The sequence below is a fragment of the Kocuria sp. HSID17590 genome (assembly GCF_003989485.1).
Lineage (GTDB): Bacteria > Actinomycetota > Actinomycetes > Actinomycetales > Micrococcaceae > Kocuria > Kocuria salsicia.
In genome coordinates, this window is record NZ_RBMB01000004.1 from 116,984 (window position 1) to 140,964 (window position 23,981).

At 70.9% G+C, this 23,981-nt stretch carries 17 protein-coding genes, 4 tRNA genes, 1 pseudogene and 1 riboswitch; of the genes and pseudogenes, 7 read left to right on the forward strand and 15 right to left on the reverse strand.

All coding sequences use genetic code 11. The features are described 5' to 3' along the window. Window positions 1-45: 45 nt before the first annotated feature. Together D8M39_RS02220 and D8M39_RS02225 are read right to left on the reverse strand one after the other, a co-directional pair. The gene (locus tag D8M39_RS02220; protein WP_126874288.1) at window positions 46-966 is read right to left on the reverse strand and encodes a cytochrome; all 921 of its coding nucleotides are present in this window, start codon (window positions 964-966) and stop codon (window positions 46-48) included. Window positions 967-1,141: 175 nt separating this feature from the next. Continuing rightward, window positions 1,142-1,213 (reverse strand) — tRNA-Val (locus tag D8M39_RS02225). Window positions 1,214-1,478: 265 nt separating this feature from the next. Between D8M39_RS02225 and D8M39_RS02230 the strand changes: the two genes are divergently transcribed. From D8M39_RS02230 to D8M39_RS02240, 3 genes are all read left to right on the forward strand, one after another. After that, window positions 1,479-1,551: transfer RNA gene (locus tag D8M39_RS02230), tRNA-Gly, on the forward strand. Window positions 1,552-1,608: 57 nt separating this feature from the next. After that, window positions 1,609-1,679, forward strand: a tRNA-Cys gene (locus D8M39_RS02235). A gap of 29 nt (window positions 1,680-1,708) precedes the next feature. Continuing rightward, window positions 1,709-1,783, forward strand: a tRNA-Val gene (locus D8M39_RS02240). Window positions 1,784-1,952: 169 nt separating this feature from the next. Here the strand turns inward: D8M39_RS02240 and D8M39_RS02245 are convergent. The 8 genes from D8M39_RS02245 to D8M39_RS02280 all read right to left on the reverse strand — a co-directional run bounded on the left by D8M39_RS02245 (window position 1,953) and on the right by D8M39_RS02280 (window position 12,845). Then, window positions 1,953-2,936, reverse strand: a complete 984-nt coding sequence (locus tag D8M39_RS02245; protein WP_126874289.1) for an ornithine cyclodeaminase family protein — start codon at window positions 2,934-2,936, stop codon at window positions 1,953-1,955. A 234-nt stretch (window positions 2,937-3,170) separates the two neighbouring features. Next, window positions 3,171-5,330: a class 1b ribonucleoside-diphosphate reductase subunit alpha gene (gene nrdE / locus D8M39_RS02250; RefSeq protein WP_126874290.1), complete on the reverse strand. Its 2,160-nt coding sequence runs from the start codon at window positions 5,328-5,330 to the stop codon at window positions 3,171-3,173. After that, window positions 5,327-5,821 (reverse strand): class Ib ribonucleoside-diphosphate reductase assembly flavoprotein NrdI, encoded by a 495-nt coding sequence (nrdI, locus tag D8M39_RS02255; RefSeq protein WP_055084060.1) that lies wholly within the window; start codon window positions 5,819-5,821, stop codon window positions 5,327-5,329. The genes nrdE and nrdI overlap by 4 nt, the downstream gene beginning before the upstream one ends. A 135-nt stretch (window positions 5,822-5,956) precedes the next feature. After that, a complete protein-coding gene (gene nrdH, locus D8M39_RS02260) occupies window positions 5,957-6,193 on the reverse strand; it encodes a glutaredoxin-like protein NrdH (RefSeq protein ID WP_055084058.1) in 237 nt (78 codons plus the stop codon). A gap of 353 nt (window positions 6,194-6,546) precedes the next feature. Continuing rightward, window positions 6,547-7,413: an NmrA family NAD(P)-binding protein gene (locus tag D8M39_RS02265; protein ID WP_094394074.1), complete on the reverse strand. Its 867-nt coding sequence runs from the start codon at window positions 7,411-7,413 to the stop codon at window positions 6,547-6,549. Window positions 7,414-7,591: 178 nt separating this feature from the next. Next, window positions 7,592-8,662 (reverse strand): App1 family protein, encoded by a 1,071-nt coding sequence (locus tag D8M39_RS02270; RefSeq protein ID WP_126874291.1) that lies wholly within the window; start codon window positions 8,660-8,662, stop codon window positions 7,592-7,594. A gap of 63 nt (window positions 8,663-8,725) precedes the next feature. Further along, window positions 8,726-12,352, reverse strand: a complete 3,627-nt coding sequence (locus D8M39_RS02275) for a DNA polymerase III subunit alpha (RefSeq protein ID WP_094394076.1) — start codon at window positions 12,350-12,352, stop codon at window positions 8,726-8,728. 82 nt (window positions 12,353-12,434) lie between these two features. Beyond that, window positions 12,435-12,845, reverse strand: coding sequence for a DUF6504 family protein (locus D8M39_RS02280; RefSeq protein ID WP_232300161.1), 411 nt, complete (start codon window positions 12,843-12,845; stop codon window positions 12,435-12,437). 195 nt (window positions 12,846-13,040) lie between these two features. On the opposite strand from D8M39_RS02280, the gene D8M39_RS02285 reads away from it, so the two are divergent. The 4 genes and pseudogenes from D8M39_RS02285 to D8M39_RS02295 all read left to right on the forward strand — a co-directional run bounded on the left by D8M39_RS02285 (window position 13,041) and on the right by D8M39_RS02295 (window position 17,160). Next, window positions 13,041-13,691, forward strand: coding sequence for an NAD(P)-dependent oxidoreductase (locus tag D8M39_RS02285; protein WP_055082024.1), 651 nt, complete (start codon window positions 13,041-13,043; stop codon window positions 13,689-13,691). Between the two features lie 314 nt (window positions 13,692-14,005). Next, window positions 14,006-14,124, forward strand: a riboswitch (SAM riboswitch). 45 nt (window positions 14,125-14,169) lie between these two features. Continuing rightward, window positions 14,170-14,586, forward strand: a pseudogene (locus D8M39_RS13170) (hypothetical protein); the annotation flags it as partial. A 67-nt stretch (window positions 14,587-14,653) separates the two neighbouring features. Next, window positions 14,654-15,697 carry an MFS transporter gene (locus tag D8M39_RS02290; protein ID WP_238693920.1) on the forward strand — a complete coding sequence of 348 codons (1,044 nt, stop codon included), beginning with the start codon at window positions 14,654-14,656 and terminating at the stop codon, window positions 15,695-15,697. 74 nt (window positions 15,698-15,771) lie between these two features. Next, window positions 15,772-17,160: an NtaA/DmoA family FMN-dependent monooxygenase gene (locus D8M39_RS02295; protein ID WP_055081944.1), complete on the forward strand. Its 1,389-nt coding sequence runs from the start codon at window positions 15,772-15,774 to the stop codon at window positions 17,158-17,160. Between the two features lie 314 nt (window positions 17,161-17,474). On the opposite strand, the gene D8M39_RS02300 is transcribed toward D8M39_RS02295, so the two are convergent. From D8M39_RS02300 to ybaK, 5 genes are all read right to left on the reverse strand, one after another. Continuing rightward, window positions 17,475-19,214 (reverse strand): cytosine permease, encoded by a 1,740-nt coding sequence (locus tag D8M39_RS02300; RefSeq protein ID WP_055083052.1) that lies wholly within the window; start codon window positions 19,212-19,214, stop codon window positions 17,475-17,477. Between the two features lie 395 nt (window positions 19,215-19,609). Next, window positions 19,610-20,914, reverse strand: coding sequence for an iron uptake transporter deferrochelatase/peroxidase subunit (gene efeB / locus D8M39_RS02305; protein ID WP_055083054.1), 1,305 nt, complete (start codon window positions 20,912-20,914; stop codon window positions 19,610-19,612). Window positions 20,915-20,919: 5 nt separating this feature from the next. Beyond that, on the reverse strand, window positions 20,920-22,086 hold the full coding sequence (gene efeO, locus D8M39_RS02310; RefSeq protein ID WP_055083056.1) for an iron uptake system protein EfeO: 1,167 nt from the start codon (window positions 22,084-22,086) through the stop codon (window positions 20,920-20,922). A 94-nt stretch (window positions 22,087-22,180) separates the two neighbouring features. Then, window positions 22,181-23,167, reverse strand: coding sequence for an iron uptake transporter permease EfeU (efeU, locus tag D8M39_RS02315; protein ID WP_055083058.1), 987 nt, complete (start codon window positions 23,165-23,167; stop codon window positions 22,181-22,183). Between the two features lie 106 nt (window positions 23,168-23,273). Next, window positions 23,274-23,783, reverse strand: coding sequence for a Cys-tRNA(Pro) deacylase (gene ybaK / locus D8M39_RS02320; RefSeq protein WP_094394084.1), 510 nt, complete (start codon window positions 23,781-23,783; stop codon window positions 23,274-23,276). Window positions 23,784-23,981 lie beyond the last annotated feature (198 nt).

The following is a 23,981-nucleotide window of genomic DNA, read 5'->3' on the forward strand; positions in this document are numbered from 1 at the left end:
GGTGCACTCCTAGCTGGGTGTCGTGGAACGTGGGGCGGGCGGGTCTCAGTCTACGGCGGGGCCCTCGACGGTCCGGGCCGTGGCGCTCTGCGGAACACCGCCCGTGCGGCCCGTGGGATTGTCCTCGAGGGGCGGCGGCGCGAGGGGCCGCAGCTGGACGCCGGCGGCCTCGAGGTCCGTGGAGCGCGCCCACACCTTGGCCAGGGCGCAGAACTTGAACCAGTGCACGGGCAGGTGGTCCGGCACCGCCTGCACGGTCAGGGCCTCGGTCTCCCCGATGGCCACGGCCATGAGGACCTCGGCGTCCCCGTAGGCCCACGGCTCCCACTGTCCGGTGGCGGCGTCCACGAGGGACTCCTCCGCCTTGAGCCCGGCCACGAGCTGCGTGACGACCTTGGGGTCCGGGGCCTTCACGCGCCCCGAACGGTCCGTGCCGCGGGTCTTGTAGTCGATCAGGCACACCTTGCCGCCGATGCGCGCCACGAGGTCCAGGGTGCCGGCGTAGCCCACCGTGGAGTTCCACACGGTGATCTCCGCGGCCAGCGGCTCGGGGCGGTAGAGCTCCCACCACTTGTCCGCGCTGTCCGCGAACCGGGACTCGTGGTGATCGGCCAGGTCCTGCCGCGCCTCCTCCACCCGGTGCTCCCGGCCCATGGCGCGCAGCGCGAGCTGCTCGCAGTAGTCGTGGACGCGGTCCCCGCGCTGGGCGGCCTGGTCCCGGTGGCGCTCGGCGGCCTTCGCCGCGTGGTTCACCAGGGCACGACGACGCCGCGAGTCCCGCAGCGCGTCCGGCAGCTGAGGATCGGCGGCCAGCGCCTGGGCCGCGCTGTAGCCGTACCAGCCGCCGAGGTCGTTGGCCTCGCAGCCGATGATGGTGGTGATGGACGGCACCTGCAGGTCACCGCCCTCCTGGCGCGCGTACATGCGACCGGTGGCGGTTTGGCGGGCCAGGCGAGGTTGCGTCATGGGGCTCAGCGTAGGAACGAGCTCAGACACGGACAGCGGACCGCGGCGGCGTCGACATCCGCGCTGTGTGGTCGGTGTCGTTCGGTGAGCCGGCTGTCGTTCGGTGAGCCAGCCGGAAAAGGCTCCCGGACGTAAAAGAACCCGGCCCCTTCCGGGACCGGGTTCCTCGTTACCGTGCGCGATACTGGGATCGAACCAGTGACCTCTTCGGTGTGAACGAAGCGCGCTACCGCTGCGCCAATCGCGCTTGCAACGTTGAAAACTCTAGAGCACGTCCACGGGGATCGGCAAATTGGGCTCGCTCCCCCTGCGCTGCCGCGGGCCCGGCCACCCGATTTGCCCCGACCGGATCGTGTCGGTAGTGTTTCTGCTCGTTGGCAACGCACCGACGCAACGCCCCAAAGGAACTCAGGTTCCGGACGGCACGCGGAGGACAGCGCGAGAACCTGTGATAAAGTTTCCGCTCGGAAGAACGGAGCACTGCAGAAACAGGGCCTCGATCAACCAACAATGCGGACGTAGCTCAGCTGGTAGAGCATCACCTTGCCATGGTGAGGGTCGCGGGTTCGACTCCCGTCGTCCGCTCGCAGTTTTCGACCCTGGTCGAGACCTGAGACCTTGTCCTCCAAGGATCTGGTCCCCGGTGGGGTGGCCGAGTGGTTAGGCAGCGGCCTGCAAAGCCGTCTACGCGGGTTCGAATCCCGTCTCCACCTCGGTGCAACCACCTCGTTCAAGAGATTGAGCGCGATTGGCGCAGCGGTAGCGCGCTTCCCTGACACGGAAGAGGTCACTGGTTCGATCCCAGTATCGCGCACCACCGAAACCCCGGAACACGTGTTCCGGGGTTTTTCCTGTTCCCGGGGTGCTTGCTCCCCTCCCTGCATCCCGCGTTCCTGTTTCCGGCACTCGTGCTGCTCGTCGCTGGTCCGAGGGCAGAGCGCCCGCGCCGGGGCCCGCCCGAGAAGGGGCAGGCCCCGAGCCGCTCGTCAGCTCTCGGCGTCCTGCGAACCGGTCACCACACCCACGGCCACCGCGAGGTCCTCCCAGCTCATCCCCACGCACTTGAACACGCGCGGCCGGCTCGTGTCCGGTGCCACGGTGCCGGTGACCACGTCCGCGAGGGGAACGAGCGAGTCCTCGGCCAGCGCGCCGTCGGCAACGGCCTGGACGACGTCGCCGGCTTCCCGCAGGGCGGTCGCCGTGTCCTCGACAACCACCTGTGCGCGGCCCATCAGCCCGGAGTCCAGTTCGCGGTGGTCGGGCTCGTGCGAGCCCATGGCGACGACGCACGCGGAGTCCCGCACCAGCGAGCCGTCGAAGAGGGGCTCGGACGCGGAGGTGGCGCACACGACGACGTCCGCGCCGCGCACGTCCTCCTGGTCACCGGCGCGCGCCTGCAGCCCCAGGCCCTGTGCGAACTCCACGACGGCGTCGACCTTCTCGGGTGTGCGTCCGCAGACCACCACCTCGGTGAAGGAGCGGACATCCGCGAACGCCTCGATGTGAGAGAGCGCCTGCGGGCCCGTGCCGAAGACCAGCAGCGTCCGGGCGTCCGGGGCCGCGAGGTGGTCCACGGCCACGGCCGAGATGGCCGGCGTGCGCAGCGTGGTCAGCGAGTTGCCCTCCAGCAGCGCCCGCACGCTCAGCGTGGCGGTGTCCATGAGCAGGTAGGTGGCCTGGATCCGCGGCAGCCCGCGCTGCGGATTCTCCGGGGAGACCGTGGCCACCTTGATGCCGCTCCAGTCCCCCAGCGTGGACGGCATGAGCAGCATGTGCCCCTCCCCCGCCGTCACGTTGCCGCGGGCCGGATCGGTCTCCGGACGGAAGCCCTCCGCGAGGGTGGCCTCCAGCAGCCGCCGGGCGCGGCGCGGGGACACGGCCTCCAGGATCTGCTCGGCGCTCCAGTGGGCGGGCTCGTTCCCGGTACCCGTGGTGCTCCCGGTCTTCTCGTGGCGTTCGGCCGTGGTCATGCGGTCGGTCCTCCTGGGGACTGGTTACGAGGGTCTGTGTGCGGGGATCGGGTGGACCCCGTACGACACTGCCCCGCCGGCCGTGGGCCGTGCGGGGCAGATCGGTGGAGCGGGCAGAGCGGTGAGGCGGGGCGCGGAGGGCGCGTGCGGCGTCGTCGTCCCCGGCTCAGGGAGATGCCGACGACGCCGCGCCGTGTCGTGCGCCAGGCCCGTCCCGGTCCGCGTGGCGGGCCGTCAGAGCATGCAGGAGACGCAGCCCTCGACCTCGGTGCCCTCGAGCGCCAGCTGGCGGATGCGGGAGTAGTACATGGTCTTGATGCCCTTGCGCCACGCGTAGATCTGCGCGCGGTTGATCTCCCGCGTGGTGGCCGTGTCCTTGAAGAACAGCGTCAGGGACAGGCCCTGGTCCACGTGCTGCGTGGCCGCGGCGTACGTGTCGATGATCTTCTCGTAGCCGATCTCGTACGCGTCCTGGAAGTACTCCAGGTTCTCGTCGTTCATGAAGGGCGCCGGGTAGTACACGCGCCCCAGCTTGCCCTCCTTGCGGATCTCGATGCGCGAGGCGATCGGGTGGATCGAGGACGTGGAGTTGTTGATGTACGAGATGGAACCCGTGGGCGGGACAGCCTGCAGGTTCTGGTTGTACATCCCGTCCGCCATGACCTTCTCTCGCAGCTCACGCCAGTCCTGCGCGGTGGGCAGCGCCACGCCGGCACGCTCGAAGAGCTCCCGGACCCGGGCCGTGGCGGGCTCCCACGTGCCGTCGATGTACTTGTCGAAGTACGTGCCGTTGGCGTAGTCGGACTTCTCGAAGCCCACGAAGGACTCCCCGCGCTCCTTGGCGATCAGGTTGGACGCGCGGATCGCGTGGTAGGTCACCGCGTAGAAGTACATGTTCGTGAAGTCCACGCCCTCCTCGGAACCGTAGAACACGTGCTCCTTGGCCAGGTACCCGTGCAGGTTCATCTGACCCAGGCCCACCGCGTGGGACATCTGGTTGCCGCGACGGATCGAGGGCACGGAGTCAATGTTGGACATGTCCGACACGGCGGTGAGGCCGCGGATCGCGGTCTCGATGCTCGCCCCGAAGTCCGGGGACTCCATGGCCATGGCGATGTTCATGGACCCCAGGTTGCACGAGATGTCCTTGCCCACCTCCGCGTAGGTGAGGTCCTCGTTGTAGACCGAGGGCTCGGAGACCTGCAGGATCTCGGAGCACAGGTTGGACATGATGATCTTGCCGTCGATCGGGTTGGCCCGGTTCACGGTGTCCTCGAACATGATGTACGGGTAGCCGGACTCGAACTGCACCTCCGCGACGGTCTGGAAGAACTCGCGGGCGTTGATCTTGGTCTTCGTGATCCGGGAGTCGTCCACCATCTCGTGGTACTTCTCGCTCACGTTCACGTCCGCGAAGGGCATGCCGTAGATGCGCTCCACGTCGTACGGGGAGAACAGGTACATGTCCTGGTTCTTCTTGGCCAGCTCGAACGTGATGTCCGGGATGACGACGCCGAGCGAGAGGGTCTTGATGCGGATCTTCTCGTCCGCGTTCTCCCGCTTGGTGTCCAGGAAGTTGAGGATGTCCGGGTGGTGGGCGTGCAGGTACACCGCGCCTGCACCCTGACGGGCCCCCAGCTGGTTCGCGTAGGAGAACGAGTCCTCCAGCAGCTTCATGACCGGGATGACGCCCGAGGACTGGTTCTCGATCATCTTGATGGGCGCACCGGACTCGCGCAGGTTCGTCAGCGCGAACGCCACACCGCCGCCGCGCTTGGACAGCTGCAGCGCCGAGTTGATGTTGCGTCCGATGGACTCCATGTTGTCCTCGAAGCGCACCAGGAAGCATGAGACCAGCTCGCCGCGCTGCTTCTTGCCCGCGTTGAGGAACGTGGGAGTGGCCGGCTGGAAGCGCCCGGAGATGATCTCGCCCACCAGACGCTGCGCCAGGGTCTCGTCCCCGTCCGCGAGGTAGAGGGAGACCATGACCACGCGGTCCTCGAAGCGCTCCAGGTAGCGCTGGCCGTCGAAGGTCTTCAGCGTGTAGGACGTGTAGAACTTGAACGCGCCCAGGAAGGTCTGGAAGCGGAACTTGTAGCCGTACGCCTGCTTGGAGAGCTCCTTGATGAACTCCACGCTGTACTTCTCGAGCACCTCGGCCTCGTAGTACTGGTGGTCCACCAGGTACTGCAGCTTCTCCTCGAGGTCGTGGAAGAACACCGTGTTCTTGTTGACGTGCTGCAGGAAGTACTGCCGCGCCGCCTGGCGGTCCGCCTCGAACTGGATGTTGCCCTCGGCGTCGTAGAGGTTCAGCAGGGCATTGAGCTCGTGGTAGCCCAGGCCCCGGTACTTCTCGGGGCAGGTGGGGTCCTCGTGGCCGGGCTCGACGCTCACTCCCGGGGTTGCGTGAATGCTTGCCAAAACTCTTCCAATCCTTGGGTGACTTTTTCGACGTCCTCATCCGTACCCATCAGCTCGAACTTGTAGAGCAGGGGCACCTGGCACTTGGCGGCCACCTTCTCCGCCGCCACGCAGAACAGGGGGCCGAAGTTGGTGTTGCCCGCGCCCAGCACACCCTTGAGGTGCTGCCGTGAGGGGGCGTCGTTGAGGAACTTGACGACTTGCGGGGGAACGGATCCCGCTCCCCCGGGCCTGCCGTAGCTGGGCACGGCCAGCACGTACGGTTCCGTGACGCGGGGAACGGGATCAGAGGTCTTCAGGGGCAGCCGGAGGGAACGCACGGGAAGTTTGGCGACGAACCGGTCCGTGTTGCGGGTGACGGAGGAGAAGTACACCACCAGGGGTGCGTCCTCCCCCGCGACGACGGGGGTGTGGTGTTCTTCCCGTTCCTTCGCCTGGGCGAGAACGGAGGCCAGGGCACTCATGCCGGGTCACTTCGATTCTGGGGGGGAACGTTGGTGGGTGGCGAGGACCGGTGGCCGCCGGGACGCTCGCGCTCCGAGGACCACCGGGTGCGGGCCGCGTCCGCCGTGGTACCCGGGGGTGCCACGGCGTGGGGCTCATGCCGAGCGCAGCAGCGCCAGGCTGTTGATCTTGTCCGGGCGGAACCCGGACCAGTGCTCGCCGCCGGCCTCGACGACCGGGACCTGCTGGTAGCCCAGGCCCACCACGTGGTCGTACGCGGTGGTGTCCTCGGTGACGTCCACGACGGTGTAGTCGATGCCCTTCTTGGTGAGGGCGCGGTAGGTGGCGTTGCACTGGACGCACGACGGCTTGGAATACACGGTGACTGACATAGCCCATCTCTCCTTGCGGGAAGTACCGATTCTCCGGCGCTTCCGGGGCTTCTCAGCTCGTGGTCCGGGTGGTGCGCCAGGTGGTTGAAGATCTGGGTCAATACTACATCTAGTGGCGCGTACCGGGACATAGCCCTAGATGATGTGGTTGCACGATCCACAGGGCCTCGGAGGTTATCCCCCGGGTTGTCCACAGGACCCCCGGTGGCCGGTGCCCGGCAGCACGCGGTTTTTCGCCGCCGGGGTGTGGATAAGCGGCGTTCCCGACGTCACGGAAAAACTTTTCGCACCGCGTGTCCCGGCCACCGCCGAGCCGTGTCGCCCAGGCGGGCGAACGGGCGGACGGGCGCGGGTCACCGCTGGCGCAGGACGTCCTCCAGGGAGCGCGCGGCGTGGCCCGTGAGCTCGCGGACGTCCTGCGTGACCTCGGCCAGTTCCCCGGAGGCGATGGCCGTGTAGGTGGAGACCCACGCCTCCATCTCCCAGGGCTCGGGGTCCAGGACCGCGCGGGACTCGTGCGCGGCCTCGACCGTCTCCGCCTCGTAGCGGTACTGCTGCCCGGTCACACGGGTGAGGATCTGGGCGACCTCGGTCATCGTGAGCGACTCGGGGCCCGTGAGGGTGTAGGCGCCGCGCGTGTGCGCCTGCGGGTCCAGCAGGACCGCCACGGCGGCGTCGGCGACGTCGGCCCGGGCCACCGCGGCCACGCGGCCGTCCCCCGCGGGTCCGCGCAGCACACGGTCCTCCCCCGCGAACAGGGGCAGGACGTCCAGGTAGAAGTTGTCCCGCAGGAAGGTGTGCTCCAGCCCGGCGCGCTCGATCGCCTGCTCCGTGGCGTAGTGGGTGCGCGCGAAGGTGAAGGTCGCCGTGGGCGACGGCGAGGCGAAGGACGTGTAGACCACGCGCTCCACGCCGGCCCGGGACAGCGACCCCACCATGGCGAGCTGCTGCGCCTCCCGCTCGGCGGTCTCCGCGGCGGAGACCAGGAACACGGTCTGCAGCCCCTTCATGGACTCCGCGGCCCGCTCCGGGTCCGAGAAGTCCAGGGATGCGGACTCCAGCAGACCGTCCGACGCGGCCACCCGGGAGTCGAAGCGCTGGGGGTTGCGCCCCAGCAGCCGGTGGGCGACGCCGCGCTCCTCGAGTGCGCGGGAGACGGCTCCGCCGACGTGTCCGGTGACGCCGGTGATGCCGATGGTTGCGGTGGTGGTGCGAGTCATGAGGGGTTCTCCGTTCGTGGGGCGTTGTGGTCCCTCCACCGGCGGCCGGGGTGCGGGAGGCAGCCGGTGGAGGGGAGGGGTGGGGGCAGGAATGGAATGGCCGGGGTAGGTCAGGGAGGCTCGGAGCCCGTGTCAGGGCCCGTGACGAGGCCCGTGCCAGGGCTCGTGGCAGGACACGTCAGAGCAGTCCTGCGGCCTGCAGCTGGTCCGAGATGGAGGCGCCGTCGTTGGCCTCGATCCACAGCACGCCCTCCGGGGAGATCACCCGGTGCCCGTCCGGCACGCGCGCACCGTTGGCGAGAACCGCCTCGGTGGGCGAGAGGTTGCGGATCACGACCGCCGCCACGGAGTCCGGGTAGCGCTCGGCGAAGCCCGCGTAGATCTGCGGGTCGTGCTGGCCGTCGTCCCCGATCAGGATCCACTTCACGTGCGGGAAGTTGGCGGCCAGGCGCTGCAGGTTCTGGACCTTGTGCTGGGCGCCCGAGCGGAACCAGCGCTCCGTGGTGGGACCCCAGTCGGTCAGCAGCAGCGCACCGGAGGGGTAGGCGTTGCGGGTGAGGAAGCGGCGCAGCGTGGGTGCCACGTTCCACGCCCCGGTGGAGAGGTAGAGGAACGGAGCGTTCGGGTGCTTGCGCCGCAGCCGGTCCATCATGGTGGACATCCCCGGGGTGGGGATGCGGGCGTGCTCGTTGGCCACGAAGGAGTTCCAGGCGGCGAGCATCGGACGGGGCAGCGCGGTGACCATCACGGTGTCGTCCACGTCGCACACGACCCCCAGGTACTGCTGGTCCGAGACCACGGTGACCTTGGCCTCCGTGACCTCCGAGCCCTCGGCCTGCATGTAGATGGAGTGCGCCCCCGGGGCCATGGAGACGTTGAGGTCCACGTCGATCACACCGCCCTTGTCCGCGACGAGGTGGAACTCGTGGTCCCCCAGCCAGATGTTCACGTGGGCGAACGCGAAGGGCACCGACGAGAAGGAGCGCCAGCCGCGGATCGACTCGTCGGCGTCGTCCGTGTCCTGGATCAGCGAGCGCGTCTTGAGCAGCACGCGGCCCAGTGCCCGGACGTAGCGGGGGCTGCCGTAGCCGTCGAAGGCGAGCATGGTGGGGATGTCTCCGCGCTGGGTTGCCCTGCCCTGCCGCCAGCGCTGCAGCTTCTGGTCGAAGCGGTAGCCGATGTTGATCGCTTCCTCGGTGACCTGGTCCACGGTCGGCAGCAGATCCCCTCCGCCACTGTCTTTCGCCATGGTCCTCAGTCTCCCACAGGCGGGGGTGGGCACCGTGGCCGGGGTGCGTCGTGCGGCGATGTGTCACGGGGCGACCGCCCGGGTGTGCGGGGCGGGGGCGTGGGGCTCGGAAGCATCAGGTTCGAAGGCGCTGGGCCGCGCCCGCCGGGGCGAGGGGCGCTCGGGAGCGCTGCGCCGCGGTGGGCGCCCGGGGGTGGGGCGGGAGCCGAGCAGGCTCGAGGGGTCCGGCAGGGTCTCGGGGCGGGAGAGGTCCCAGGCCTGGGCGGCCTGGATGCCGATGCCCCGGGGACCGGTGCGCCGGGTGTGGCCGTGGACCAGCAGCAGCGTGGGGGCGAAGAGCACCTCGCCGGAGGCGGCCTGGGCCTCGTCGAAGAAGGTGCAGTCCACCGCCCCGGAACCGTCGTCGAGGGAGATGAAGACCACGCGTCTGCCGCTGCGCATGGGCGGGGTCATGGTGGAGACGCGGACCCCTGCGACGACCACCTCGGTCCCGTTGCGCAGCCCCAGCAGGTCCTCGGCGCGGGTGGCGCCGTAGCGGCGCATGAGCTGCGCGTGGGAGTCCATCAGGTGGGCGGAGACCTCCGTGCCCATGGTGTCCATCTCCGCCCGGACCCGTTCCTCGGGACTCGGCTCGGGGAGCCGGGCGGGCAGACCGGTGAGGTCCACGTCCCCCAGGGGCAGGCTCAGCTGGCCCTCCCCCGGCTGCGAGCGCGGAGGCTGGCCGGTGGCGGGACGGTCTGCCTGGTCGCGGAGGAAGGTGACCATGTCGGTGTGGGAGGCACGGGATCCGGTGCCGCGCAGGAGGGTGTCGAGTGCTCCGGCGGCGGCGAGACGCTGCAGGCTTCTGCGGGTGGGGCGGGCGCGGGTCCTGACCTCGGCGAGGGTGGCGTAGGGCTGGCCGGCGAGGAGGCGTTCTGTCTCGGCGGTGCTGAGGCCGGTGATGGAGTTCAGGGACATGCGGATTCCCCAGGCGCCGTCCTGGGTGTGGGGGATGCCGTGGTCGAGGTCGCCGGGTTCCACGGTGCCGGGGCGTGGGGTGACGGGTTCCACCCGGTGGTGCTCGCCGCTGCGGTTGACGTCCGGGCCGAGCACGGGGATGCCCATGCGGCGGGCCTCTCCCACGAGCAGGCGGGCGGGGTACATCCCGGGGTCGTGCTCCCAGACGCCGGCCATGAAGGCCTCGGGGTGGTGGGTCTTCAGCCAGGCGGACTGGTAGGTGGGCACGGCGAAGGCCACGGCGTGGGCCTTGCAGAATCCGAAGCTGCCGAAGGCGTGGAGCAGCTCCCACACGGTGTCGATGGTGCGGTGGGTGTAGCCGCGTCCGCGGGCGGCGTCGCGGAAGGCGGCCTCCACGGGTGCTTCGCCGTGGGAGCCGAGCAGGCGCCGCCAGACGTCCGCGCGGCCGAGGCCGCAGCCGGTCATCCGGTCCATGATGCGCATGATCTGCTCGTGGTAGACGGCCACCCCGTGGGTCTCGGCGAGGATCTCGGTGAGGTCCGGGTGCAGGTGCTGGGGTGCGGACCAGCCGTGGCGTGCGTCGAGGTAGGGGCGGACCATGTTGGCCTGCATGGGTCCGGGGCGGAAGAGGGAGATGTCCACGATGAGGTCGTTGAACTCCTGCGGGCCCATGGTGCCGATGAGCTCGCGCTGCCCGGGGGACTCGATCTGGAAGCACCCGAGGGTGTGGGTGGAGCTGATCAGGCGGTAGGTGTCTGGGTCGTCCCGGGGCATGGCGTCGAGGTCCGGGGGTGGCTCGTGGGGGTGCAGCCGTGCGGTCTCGGCGACGGCGTGGGCGAGGGTGGACTGCATGCGCACGCCCAGGACGTCGAGCTTGATGAGGCCCATGGGGTCCATGTCGTGCTTGTCGTACTGGGACATGGGCAGTCCGATCCCGCTGGCCTGCACGGGGGTGCGGTCCAGGAGGGTGGTGTCGGAGAGGATCACCCCGCACGGGTGCATGGAGATGTGGCGGGGCAGGCGGTCGAGGCGTTCGGTGAGGTCCACGAGCAGGTCCAGCTGCCGGTTGCCGCGCAGCCTGTCCGCGAGGGGTGCGAGCTCGGGGCGGCGGGTGAGCTCCTGGCGCAGGGTGGCCCCGGGGACGCGCCACAGCTGGCCCGCCACGTGGTCCACGTCCTGGGCGCCGAGGCCGAGGGCGAGTCCGGCGTCCCGCACGGCCCCGCGGGAGCGGTAGGCGTTCTGCATGCTCATGAGGGTGACGCGCCGGGGGCCGAAGCGCTCGAAGATCCGCTGGTAGACGGCGTGGCGGCGGGCGCTCTCGATGTCGATGTCGATGTCCGGCAGGTTGGGGCGCAGCGGGGAGAGGAACCGTTCGAAGACGAGGTCGTACTCGAGGGGGTCCGCCGGGGAGATCCCGAGCAGGTGCACCACCAGGGAGGAGACCCCCGAACCGCGGGCGGCGTGGCGCACGTCCATCTCGCTCATCAGCTCCGAGACCTCCCCCACGGTGAGGAAGTAGCCCGCGAACCCCAGGTGGGAGATCACGTCCAGCTCCCGTTCCAGCCGCGAGCGCAGCGACTCCCTGTTGAGTCCCGGCACGGTGCGGTCCCAGTCCTCGTGCCCGTGCAGGCGTGCGAGGCCGGCGTAGCAGCGCCGGGCGAGTTCACGGTCCGGATTGCCCTGGACCCCGAGGACCGAGGCCTCCGGGATCACGGGCCGGCCCATCCCGAGGTCGTGCTCGGGGTCCAGGACGCAGCGTTCGGCCAGGTGGTGGGTGTCCGCGAGCAGCCTGTTCCGCCCGGCGTCCCCCTGGTCCGCGGCGTGGGCGATCTCGTGGGCGAGCAGGGCCATGCGGTCGTCGTCCTTGAGCCAGCCCTGGCCGTTGGGCTGCAGGACGCCGCGGTCCGCGCCGGCGAGCTCGTCCAGGGACATCAGGGTGCGGGCGGCGTCCAGCACGTCCGCGGTCACGGCCTGGCCGGGGTGGGCGTAGCGCACGGCGTTGCTCAACACCACGGGCAGCTGTGCCCGGTGCCCGATCTGGAGCATCCGCACCGCGTGGCCGGTGCTCAGGGGCGCTCCCTGGGGAGAGAGGTGGGTGGCGGTCTCCACCACGAGGGTTCCCGGGGGCAGCACCCGGCGCCACCGTTGCAGGGCGGTGCGCGCGGGCTGGTAGTGGCGCCTGGCGAGCAGCCTGCCGACGTCCGAGTCCGGGCCCACCAGGACCACGAGCCCGGGTTCCTCGTGCGCCGCGGCCCGGTGGACGTGGCGGGCCAGCTGCGCGGCGGTGAGGCCGATCGGGTGGGCGGGGAACCGGTCGTGGGCGCGGTGCGCGGCGGAGACCACGCGGCACAGTGCGGCGTAGCCGGCCCCGGCGTTGTGCCCCGTGGCCAGCACGACCACGCGCCCGAGCACCCGGGGCGGCAGCGGGCGACGTCGCTGCCCACCGCGGGTGCCCGCCGCACCCGTCCGACCTGCCTGGCCTGCCGCGCCCGCCCGACCCGCCCCGCCGACACGACCCGCCCCGAGCAGCGCGAGGTCCACCCCCAGCACGGGAGAGATGCCGTGCTCCCGGCACGCCAGGACGTGCTTGACCGCGCCGTAGAGGCCGTCCCGGTCCGTGCACGCGAGGATCTCCGCCCGCTGCTCCGCCGCGGTGGCCGCCAGCTCCTCCGGGCGCGCCACACCGTAGTGGGCGCTGAAGGCGGAGGCCACGTGGAGGTGAGGGAAGTGCATGGGTTTATTCGAATCTTTATTCGAATATCTGTCAAGTGCTGCGGGACCCGGTGGAGCGCCTCCAGCCCGCCCCACCTGCCACTCAGCCAAGGGTCACCCCGAGCAGCTGCCACCGGTCCGAGACCTGGTTGCGCACGAGCCGGAAGGTGCAGGGCGCCGTCGTCCCGCCCTGCAGCGCCTGGACCTGCCACAGCTCCCGGTCCACCATGCTCGTGCGGGACTCCCGTGGCACGCGGTCCTCGGATTCCCACCAGTTCCGGCGTTCGTACCACCGCACGGGCGGCTCCACCACGCGGTGCACGCGCCCCCGGTGGACCACCTCCCGGGGCACGCCGGCACCGTCGCAGCGCACGACAACCTCGGCCGCTCCGCCCTCGAGGGTGAGATCACGCCCCCGCCGGGTGGACGCCGCCCTGACACCCGCGCCGATCACCGGCACCGACTCCCACGGGTCCTCCCAAGACCCGATCTCCGCACTCTCCAGAACCGTCATGACGTTCCACCCTCCCCGGGTATTCGAAACTTTATTCGACTCCTGAGACGGTGCCAAGGCTGTCCGACACGCATAAGCGACCCGGCACACTCCACCCCACCGCACCCTCTACCCGGAATACCCCGCCCGCCCGCGAAGTTCTCCCGGCAGCCGGCACCACCCCTGGTGGCCGGAGCACGGGAGAAGGAGCAGGAAATGACACGCATCGCAGTCCTGGGTGGCACGGGATACGCCGGGAGCAGCATCGCGGCGGCGGGTGCCCGGCGCGGGCACCGGGTGACCGTCTGGAGCAGGAACGCCCCCGAGCACCCGGTGGCGGGCGTCGAGTACCGCACGGGCGACGTCGCCGACCCCGCCGTGGTGGCCGCGGCCCTGGAGGACACGGACGTGGTGCTCACGGCTCTGTCCCCGCGTGGCACGCTCGCGGGAGAGGGCGTGATGCGCGCCGTCGAGAAGGGCATCGCGGAGCAGGCCATGGCCCGCGGCATCCGCTTCGGAATGGTGGGCGGCGCGGGCTCCATGCGGGTCAGCGAGGGCGGCCCGAAGGTCTACGACGCCCCGGACTTCAACCCCGAGTGGCGCCGGGACTCGGTGGAGATCGAGGCCGTGATGGCCGATCTGGCAGCGACCCCCGAGTCCTTCGACTGGTTCGTGATCTCCCCCGCAGGCGAGTTCGGCGCGTGGAACCCCGGCGAGCGCACCGGTTCCTACCGCACGAGCAGCGAGGTGCTGCTCACCGACGAGTCGGGGCGTTCGGTGATCTCCGGGGCGGACTTCGGGGAGGCGTTCCTCGACGAGGTGGAGCGCCCCGCCCACCACCGCGAGCGCTTCGGGGTGGCCTACTGAGCGGTCGACGACGGCGCGCGGCCCGCAGCCGGCGCGGGCGGCGGGGTGGGGCGTGGGTGGCGGGTGGCGCGCTGCTGGGCCGCGTGGCAAGGCGCCCCAGCTTCTTCAGCACCCGCGCGCACACCGTTCCCGCCTCCCCTGCGTCCTCGGCTCCCCCGGACCCCAGCAGTGCCTCAGTACCCCAGACCCCACTGCCCCAGACCCACGCACCCTTGCTGCGCCCACGGTGCCCCCAATCCGTGTCGCGCGGCGTCATGCGCGGCGGGCCCCGGGTTGTCCTCCCCGCGGCGTGTGTGGTTGTGTGACCGAACAGGAATCACGAGTTCCGGCCCAACAGCCCTGGCTGGCCGGACGGCAACCCTCTGACGCTGTCGTGGGGTGCCCCAGGTGATGATTCGGCCCGTGACCACACCGGTGCGGGCAAGGACGGCGTCCGGTTCCCCTGCGCTTCGTGACGCCTCGGTCTGAAGGACTGTTCATGGGCAACGCCGCACCCGGCCGCACCGACGAGACTCTTCTCTCCCGCCCCGCGGGCCCCGTTCCATCGAGTGGCGGGCACGACGACGCCGCACGCACCGCCGCTGCCGGGGCGCAGCTCCCTGGCACACCTCTCTCCTCTAACCCCAGCGCCCCTCCCGGCACCACCCCCGGCGTGTCTCCCGCTGCTGCTCCCGCCACCCTGCGGGCCGCGGGTGCGGCGGTGCGCTCGAAGAAGCGGGTGCTGGCGGCGTCGTTCGTGGGCACGACCATCGAGTGGTACGACTTCTACCTCTACGGGGCGGCGGCCGCCCTGGTGTTCAACCACTACTTCTTCCCGCAGGGTTCGGGCGTGGGGACGGTGATCGCCTCGTTCGCGACCTTCGCGATCGCGTTCTTCTTCCGTCCGCTGGGCGGGATCGTCGCGGGCCACCTGGGGGACCGGATCGGACGCAAGGCGCTGCTCGTGGCCTCCCTGCTGGCGGATGGGGCTGGCGACCACGGCGATCGGCCTGCTGCCCGGTTTCGATCGGATCGGCTGGGCCGCGGTGGTGCTGCTGGTGGCCTGCCGCATCCTGCAGGGGCTCTCCGCGGGGATGGAGTGGGGTGGTTCGGCCGTGCTGTCGGTGGAGCACGCCCCCTCCGGGCTGCGGGGGCTGTTCGGCTCGTTCACGCAGGTCGGCTCGGCGGCGGGGATGCTGCTGTCCACCGCGTTCTTCGCCGTGGTGCAGGCCGCGACCACCCCGGAGCAGTTCCAGGCGTGGGGCTGGCGGGTGCCGTTCCTGTTCTCGGCGGTGCTCGTGGTGATCGGGCTGGTCATCCGCGCCGGTGTCACGGACGCCGAGGAGTTCCGCGAGGTCAGGGCGGAGGAGAAGCGCGCCGTCTCCCCCGTGCGCGAGGTGCTGCGCGAGTACCCCCGCGGGGTGATCGTGTGCATCGGCCAGCGCATGGTCCAGCCGGCGATCTTCTCGATCCTCACGGTCTACACCCTCACCTACGTGACCCAGCACCGCGGTCAGAGCCAGTGGGTCATGGTCTCCATCCTGATCGCGGCGGCGGTGGGCATCGTGGGCGGACCCCTGTGGGGGTGGCTCTCGGACCGTGTGGGCCGCCGCCGGATCTCCGGGATCGCGGCCGCGCTGGTCGGCGTGTTCGTGTGGCCCTACTTCCTCTTCCTCGACCACGGCCCGCTGGCCCTGCTGCCGTTCATGTACCTCGTGGGCCTGGCCGTGCTGCACGACAGCATCTACGGCCCCCAGGCCGCGCTGTTCGCCGAGCAGTTCCCCGTGCACCTGCGCTACTCGGGAGTCTCCCTGGGCTACCAGGTGGGCACGATCCTCTCGGGCGGACTGACCCCCATGATCGCCGCGTGGCTCGTGGCCCGCGGCGGCGGCACCCCGTGGCTGCTGTGCGGCTACCTCAGCGTCCTCGCCGTGGTCTCCGTGGTCACCGCCCGCATGGCGCGGGACTCCGTGGCCGATGGCGCCCGGGCCGTCCCCGCGGCCGTCGCCGCCCCGGTCCCCGCCTGAGCACCCCGGCCGACGACGTCGTCCGGCGCCGGCCGACCTCCCCTACCACCACCCCTCCCCGTGAAAGGACCTCCATGCCCCGCCCGCTGCTGTTCAACGCGTTCGAGATGCCCGTGCCCGTCCACCAGTCCCCCGGGCTGTGGCGCCACCCCGAGGACGAGTCCCGCAACTACGCCTCGCCGGCCCACTGGGAGCGTGAGGCGAGGACGATCGAGGCCGCGGGCTTCCACGGCATCTTCCTCGCGGACGTCCTCGGGCTCTACGACGTCTACGGGGCCAGCCCGGACGCCGCCCTGCGCGGCGGGGTGCAGGTCCCCCAGCTGGATCCCCTGCTGCTCGCGCCCCTGCTCGCGCGGGCCACGGAGCACCTGGCTGTGGGGGTGACCGCCTCGGTGACCTACGCGGCGCCGTACGACCTCGCCCGTCGCTTCGCCACCCTGGACGCCCTCACGGACGGGCGCATCGCGTGGAACGTGGTGACCTCCTACCAGGAGTCCGCCGCGCTCAACCTCGGGCTGGGCACGCAGCTGCCCCACGACGAGCGCTACGACCGCGCGGACGAGTACATGGACGTGGTCTACGCCCTGTGGGAGGGCTCCTACGAGGAGGACGCGTACACCGCGGACCGGGACAGCGGCGTCGTCGTGGATCCCGCAAAGGTGCGCGGCGCGGGCCACCACGGCACGTACTTCGACGTCACCGCCCCCTCCCTGACCGCTCCCACCCGCCAGCGCACCCCGTACCTCTTCCAGGCCGGGGCCTCCCCGCGCGGGCTCGCGTTCGCCGCGAAACACGCCGAGGCCGTCTTCTTCTCCGGGCCCACGCCCGAGCACGTCGCCCGGTGGACTGGCAGGCTCCGAGAGGAGGCCGAGACCGCCGGGCGCGATCCCCGCTCCGTCAAGGCGTTCACGAACGTCGCCGTCGTGGTGGCCGAGACGGGTGACGCGGCCCGCGAGCGCCTGGCCGAGTACACCCGGTACGTGGACGTGCCCGCGGCCCTGGCCCTGTTCGGCGGGTGGACCGGGGTGGACCTCTCCGACGCGGACCCCGACGCCCCGCTGGAGCACGTGGAGACAGACGCCAACCGTTCGGCGCTCGCGTCCTTCACCACCATGGACCCGGACGCCGCGTGGACCCCGCGGCGCGTGGCGGAGTTCGTGGCGATCGGGGGCCGAGGTCCCGTGATCACGGGCTCCCCGGAGGAGGTCGCGGACGAGGTCGAGCGCTGGGCGCGGGTCGCGGACGTGGACGGCTTCAACGTCAACGCGTGCGTGCGCCCCGCGGACTTCGAGCGCTTCGGGCGCTTCGTGGCGCCGGTGCTGCGCGAGCGCGGGCTGCTCGAGCCCGCCCGCGGCACGTCCGACGACGACGCCGTGTCCTCCGTCCGCTCCGCCCGCGAGGTCTTCGGCGGGGCCGGGCCCCGGCTGCCGCGGGACCACCCGGGGGCGGCCCACCGCCGCTGAAGGGGCCCGGCGTCAGCCTGAAGCCGCCGTACGGTGGCCTGCTCGGACGGCGCCCCGGTTCGGAGTCCCGCCCCTCGGACGCTCACTCCGCCCGGCGCCGTCGTTCCCCGTCCCGTGCGGACGTCACGAGGCCCCCGGAGGCTCGGCCATCCAGAGGCACCGAGACCCGGAGCAGCGGCGGCCCGCAGTCGCACCCACCGCCCCGGACGCGCCCGACCCCGCCCGGCGCCCGTGGGAACGGGGCCGGGCGGGGTCGCCTGTCTGCGGGGAACGGGAGGGCGCACCGGGTGCGGTACGCCGCTCTTCCCGAGTGCTCAGGGCTGCGCGGGCAGCACGTACCGGCCGGTCCTGTCGGTGGCCAGGGCGAGGGAGGAGATGTACTGGACCTCGCCGTCGGGCCCCGGCTCGTTGGAGCGCAGCATGTCCGGGCGCTCGAAGTCCAGGCCGGTGACGTGGCACGTGAGCAGCTCGTCGGAGGGGTTGCCGTCCGCGTCCGTGTAGGGCAGCTCGATCCCGTCGTCCGTGCGGCGCAGGTAGTAGCGCCCGCGGGTGGCGATCGCCGTCACCGGGGTGGCCACGAGGGCGATCAGCACCGCGAAGATCGGGGAGAAAGGGGCGATCCCGGGTCCGAAGGCCCCGAAGAACATCGCGATCGAGATCCCGGCGGACAGCCCCAGGGAGACCAGGCCCACGGGGTTCCAGTTGTGCAGCATGCCCCGGCGGAATTCGGGGACCTTGGGCGAGAGGCCCAGCACGTGCTTGTTGACCACGATGTCCGTGGCCACCGTGACGATCCACGCCATGGCGCAGTTCGCGTAGAAGCTGAGCACCGTGTTGAGGAAGTCGAACATGTTCAGCTCCATCAGCGTCAGCGCGATCGCCAGGTTCACGCCCACGAACACCAGGCGCCCGGGGTAGGTGCGGGTCACGCGGGTGAACGAGTTGGTCCACGCCAGGGACCCGGAGTAGGCGTTGGTCACGTTGATTTTGATCTGGGAGATCACCACGAGCACCACCGCCAGCACCATGGCCAGCCACCCCGGCATCATGTGCTGGTAGACGCCCAGGAACTGGTGGACGGGCTCGTTGGCCGTGGCCGACGCCGCGGGGTCCAGGCGCGCGATCAGGTACACCGTGATGAACAGCCCGGTGATCTGCTTGGCGGCTCCGAAGACCACCCATCCCGGCCCGGCCAGGATCACCGCACGCCACCAGGCCACGCGGTTTTCCGCCGTCTTGGGCGGCATGAAGCGCAGGTAGTCGATCTGCTCCGCGATCTGCGCGATCAGCGAGAGGCACACGCCCGCGGCGAGCATCACGGCGGCGAAGCTGGGGCCCTGCCCGTTCTCACCGCGGTAGTCCAGGAACTCCCCCACTGAGGAGGGGTCCGAGACCACCAGGTAGCCCACCGGGATCACCATCAGCACGAGCCACAGCGGGGTGGTCCACACCTGCACCCGGGCCAGGGACTTCATCCCGTAGATCACCAGCGGGATCACGATGATCGTGGCGATCGCGTAGCCGACGGGCTTGGGTATCCCCAGGCCCAGTTCGAGCCCCTGCGCCATGATCGAGCCCTCGAGCGCGAAGAGGATGAACGTGAACGTGGCGAAGATGACGTTGGTGATGATCGAGCCGTAGTACCCGAAGCCGGAGCCGCGGGTGATCAGGTCCAGGTCCAGGTTGTAGCGGGCCGCGTAGTACGCCAGCGGCAGACCCGTCACGAAGATGATCACGGCCGCCACCAGGATCCCCAGCAGGGCGTTCGTGGTGCCGTGGGCCATGCCGATGTTCGCGCCGATCGAGAAGTCGGCGAGGTACGCGATGCCACCCAGCGCGCTCGTGGCCACCACGCCCGGGCCCCACTGCCGGTAGGAGCGCGGGGCGAAGCGCAGGGTGTAGTCCTCCAGGCTCTCCTTCGCGGCCGAGCGGGCCCCACCCGCCGCGACGCCGGCCGCTGCGGCCTCGGCACCCGCACCCGGACTGCTGCCCGTACTGGTGCCGGGTGGTTCCGAGGGGGAGAGTTCACTGCGGGATTCCACGTCCAGGGACATGCCGCCGTCCTTTCGTCGCTCACGGGAACGGACCCCGGAGCGGGATCCCCACCGGGCGGTGCACGCCCGGGGATCCGCGGCGTCCGCGGATGCCTCGATCCTGGCGGGGTCATGTTTCCGGCATGTTGACGGCGTGCGTGCGGCGTGTGACGCACGAGGCCCCCGTGTAACGATCTGTCGACGGCGCACCGCTTGCGGACGGGTGATCTGGCCGACGGGGGCACGTCCTGGTGCAGGCACGCGTCACGGCGTCGGGGCACGACGGCGCGGGGCCGCGGCGTCGCGAACGACCCGGGCGGCGTCGTCCCCTGGGGCGGCACGGCCGCAGCTGCCGGTGGCACCGCGGTGCCCCGCGCGAAGGGAACGTGCGGCGGCGTCGTCGGCGAAGGTGGCGCTCAGGCCTCGAAGAGCGGGCGCCCGAGGTAGTCCGCCGGGTCCTGCGAGACCCCCGGAGGCACGACGAAGAGCCCGGAGCCGGTGTGGCGCAGGTACTCGCTGAGCGCGTCCTGGCGGGCGAGCTTCTTCTGGATGGGCACGAAACCCGTGGCGGGGTCCTTGACCATGGCGATGAAGAACAGCCCCACGTCCATGTTGCCCACGGTGTCCGTGCCGTCCGCGTAGTTGTAGCCGCGGCGCAGCATCTGCACGCCGCCGTTGGTGTCCGGGTGGGCCAGGCGCACGTGGGAGTCCTCGGGCACGATCGGCTGGTTGCCGGAGCCCATCATCCCCAGGTCCACGGGCGTGAACTCCTCGCCGCCGGACAGCGGCGCCCCGCTGCCCTTGGTGCGCCCGATGATCTTCTCCTGCCCGGTGAGCGACTCGCGGTCCCACGTCTCCAGGATCATCCTGATCCGGCGGGCCACCAGGTAGGTGCCGCCGCGCAGCCAGGAGTCGTCCGTGACCCACACGTGGTCCTCGATCGCCGAGGCGTCCTCCGCCTTGAGGTTGGCGGTGCCGTCCTTGAAGCCGAAGAGGTTCCGGGGCGTGGCCTGCTCCGTGGAGGTCGAGGAGGTGCGGCCGAAGCCCAGTTGCATCCACCGGGTGGAGACCACCCCGAAGCCCATGCGGATCAGGTTGTGCACCGCGTGGACGGCCACCTGCGGGTCGTCCGCGCACGCCTGAATGCACAGGTCCCCGCCGGTGCGCGCGTCCTCGAGCTGGTCCCCCGGGAAGTGGGGCAGCTCGATCAGGCCCTCCGGCATCCTGGACTTCAGGCCGAAACGGTCCTTGCCCGAGGAGTCCTGGAACAGGGAGCGCCCGAAGCCCACCGTGACCGTGAGGTGGGCGGCGGAGAGGTCGTGGGCCTCCCCCGTGTCCTGGGGCGGGGCGTACTCGGAGCCGCCGTCGAATCCCGTCTCGGTGACGTCCAGGCCCTGGGTGATCCGCCGGCACGCCGCCGTCCAGTCCTTGAGCAGCTCGATCAGCTCGTCACGGTCCTTGGTGAGCACGTTCAGGGACGCGAAGCACAGCCGGTCCTGCGCGGGCGTGACGATCCCGGCCTGGTGCTCGCCGTGGAAGTCCACGACGTCGTCCGGGGCCTGGTCCCCCAGCGTGTCCTGCAGCGCGGCAACCGCGGGAGGCCCCGCCACCCCCAGGCCCGCGCCCACGGCGAGCGCCCCGGCGCCCGTGCCGAGCAGGGCGCGCCGGGAGAACCCGCGGCGGGTGGTGGTGGGGTGCTCGTCCCGCGGTGCCTCGCTCATGCTGGTTACTCCACGACCTTGTCGGTCACGGTGGACAGGGGCTCGGACAGGGCGTTGACGGCGTCGGAGAGCTCCTTGACGTCGTCCTTGCTCAGCTTGTCGTAGGTCACGAAGCCGTCGCCCTCCTTGTGCTGGTCGAGCAGCTTCTGGAGGTCCTCGAAGCGGGTCTTGAGGGTGGAGTCCAGCTCCGCGTCGCGCTTCTTGAGCAGCGGGGAGAGGTCCTCGTACGCGATCCGGGCGCCGTCCACGTTGGCCTGGAAGTCCCACAGGTCCGTGTGGGACCAGGTTTCCTCCTCGCCGGTGACCTTGCCGGTGGCGACCTCGTCGAGCAGCTCCTTGGCGCCGTTGGAGAGCTGGTCCGCGGTGAAGGTGATGTCGCGGGTGCGGTCGTAGAGGGTCTGGGTGTCCGTGACGAGCTGGTCGGCCAGGGTGTCTCGGTCCTTCTGCGCGAGGGCCGTGTACCCGGTGGCCGGCGGCCACAGGTCCTTCTCGATGCGGTGCCAGCCGGTCCACTTCTGGCCCTCCTCGAGGTCCGCCTCGCGCAGGTCCAGCTTGGGGTCCAGGTCCCCGAAGGACTCGGCCACGGGCTCGATGCGCTCCCAGTGCATGCGCACGGGGGCGTAGAGCTCGCGGGCCTTGTCGTCGTCGCCGTTCTTGTACGCCTCGGCAAACTCCTTGGTGCCGGAGAGCAGCTGCTCGGTCTGGTCCTTGACGTAGGACGCGTACTGGCTGGTGGCCTGGTCCTTGAGCTGGCTGTCCTGGGCGTCCGCCTGGTCCCCGGCCTCGCCCTTGGTCACGGTGAAGTCCCCGCGGATGCCGTCGCCGACCATCCCGGGCTTGCACGCCGTGAAGTACTTGCCCTCCGGCGCGGAGACGGTGAGGGTGCGGTTCAGGCCGGGGGCGATGTTCTCCACCTCGCCCACGATGCGCAGCCCGTCCTCCCCGAGCAGGTAGAACTCGGTGACCTTCGAGCCGTCGTTCTTGACGTCGAAGCGCAGGGTGCCCGACGGCGCCTCCGTGGCGGAGACCTCGCACGTGTCGTCGGTGCTCGTCACGGAGATCGTGCCGTCCTCCTTGCCCCCGGACTGGTCGTTGGGCTGGCACGCGGAGAGAGTGAAGAGCAGCCCGGTGGCGGTCACCAGGGCGGGAAGGGTCATTGCGGTGCGGGGCATGGTGGTCCTCGGTCTCGGCCGTCGACGGCGACGGCGGTGGGATGGGTCGGTGAGTTCTGGCTGCGGGGCGTGTGGCCGTGGTTCAGCCCACGGTTCAGGCCGTGGTGGTCGTGGTGGCGTCCGGACCGGGGGCCTGGGCCGCGCCGGCGGGGACGGTGGTGCTGCCCGACGTCGTGCCCACGGCGGGCGCGGCAGCCACGGCCGTGGAGGACGTGGCGGCGGCGTCGGACGTGGCGCGCGACGTCGTGCCCGCCGCGGCGGGCCGGGCGCGTCCCGAGCGGGAGCGGCGGATGAACAGCGGCATGACGATCAGCACGTACAGCCACCAGGCCGCGAACTCGAGCCACGTGGTGGCCGGGGAGAAGTTGAATACGCCCTTCAGCAGCACGCCGTACCAGCTGGTGGGAGGAATCGTGGCGGAGAGGTCGAAGGCCAGGGAGTTGAGCCCAGGCAGGATCCCGGCCTCCTGCAGGTCGTGGAAACCGTAGGCGAGCACCCCTGCCGCGACGATCACCAGGAACCCGCCGGTCCAGCGGAAGAAGGTGGACAGGTTCAGCCGCAGCAGCCCGCGGGTGATGGCCCACGCGATGAGCACGGCCACGAGGATCCCCAGCACCGCGGCGAGCGCGGGGGCGAGCATCCCGCCGGAGCTTCCGGTGGCCCGGGTGGCGGCCCACAGGAACAGGGCGGTCTCGAGCCCCTCGCGGCCCACGGTCAGTGCACCCAGGACCACGATGCCCACGGTGGAGCCCTGCACGGCCAGTGCGGCGCGGGACTCGAGCTCGTGCTTGAGGTTGCGGGACGCGGCGGCCATCCAGAAGATCATCCACGTCACGAAGCCCACCGCGATGATGGACAGCGAGCCGCCGATGGCCTCCTGGGCCTCGAAGGTCAGGGTGGAGGGGCCGAACGTGAGCAGCGCGCCGAACCCCAGGGCCACGAGGATCGCCGCAACGACCCCCGTCCACAGGGGCTTCAGGGCCGAGTGCTGCCCCACCCGCTTGAGGTATCCGATGAGGATCGCGACGATCAGCGCCGCTTCGAGGCCCTCACGCAGGCCGATCAGAAATGTCTGGAACATGTCCCCGTCTTCCACCCATGAGGTTAGGCACACCTAAGAATCTCGGCTCAAAGTACCACGGGAACGCCGCCGTTCCGGGGCTCGCGGGGGTTTGTGCGGGGACGTGTCAGCCGTGTCGCAACGGGGCGGCCACGGGGGCGAGGACGGCCCCCGTGAGCCGGGTCAGGTCCTGCGGGGCGAGCCCCACGTCCAGGCCCCGGCGACCGCCCGAGACGTAGACCCGTTCCAGGTCTGCCGCGCTCTCGTCCACCACCGTGGGCAGCGTGGTGCGCTGGCCCAGCGGGCTCACCCCGCCCAGCACGTACCCGGTCAGGCGCTGCACGTCCGCCGGCTGCGCGAGCTTTGCCTTCTTGGCGCCCAGTGCGGCGGCCGCGGCCTTGAGGTCCGCGCGCATCTCCACCGGCACCACGCACACCCCGAAACCGTCGTGGTCGAGCTCCACCACGAGGGTCTTGAACACGCTGCGGGCCTCCACCCCCAGCTCCTGGGCGGCCTCCAACCCGTAGGACTCCGCGCGCGGGTCGTGCTCGTAAGCGCGCTCCTCGAAGTCCACCCCCGCGGCCGTGAGCTGCTGGGTGGCCGGGGTGGCCGATGCGCCGTGCTTCTTCTTCGACATCTCGCTCTCCTCTCGTGCGCCATCCGGGCGGTGTCCGGCCCGCTCTGGGGCGGCACCCGGTGCGCTTGGGTACTGTGGTGAGCAGCCCGCGCGGCGAGAGACCCGGTTGCGGACCTCCCCACGACCTGCGGGGTCACGGTCCACGAGCCTACGACCCTCCCGCCGCACGGACGAGTGCTCCCCCGGCACCGCCCCCGT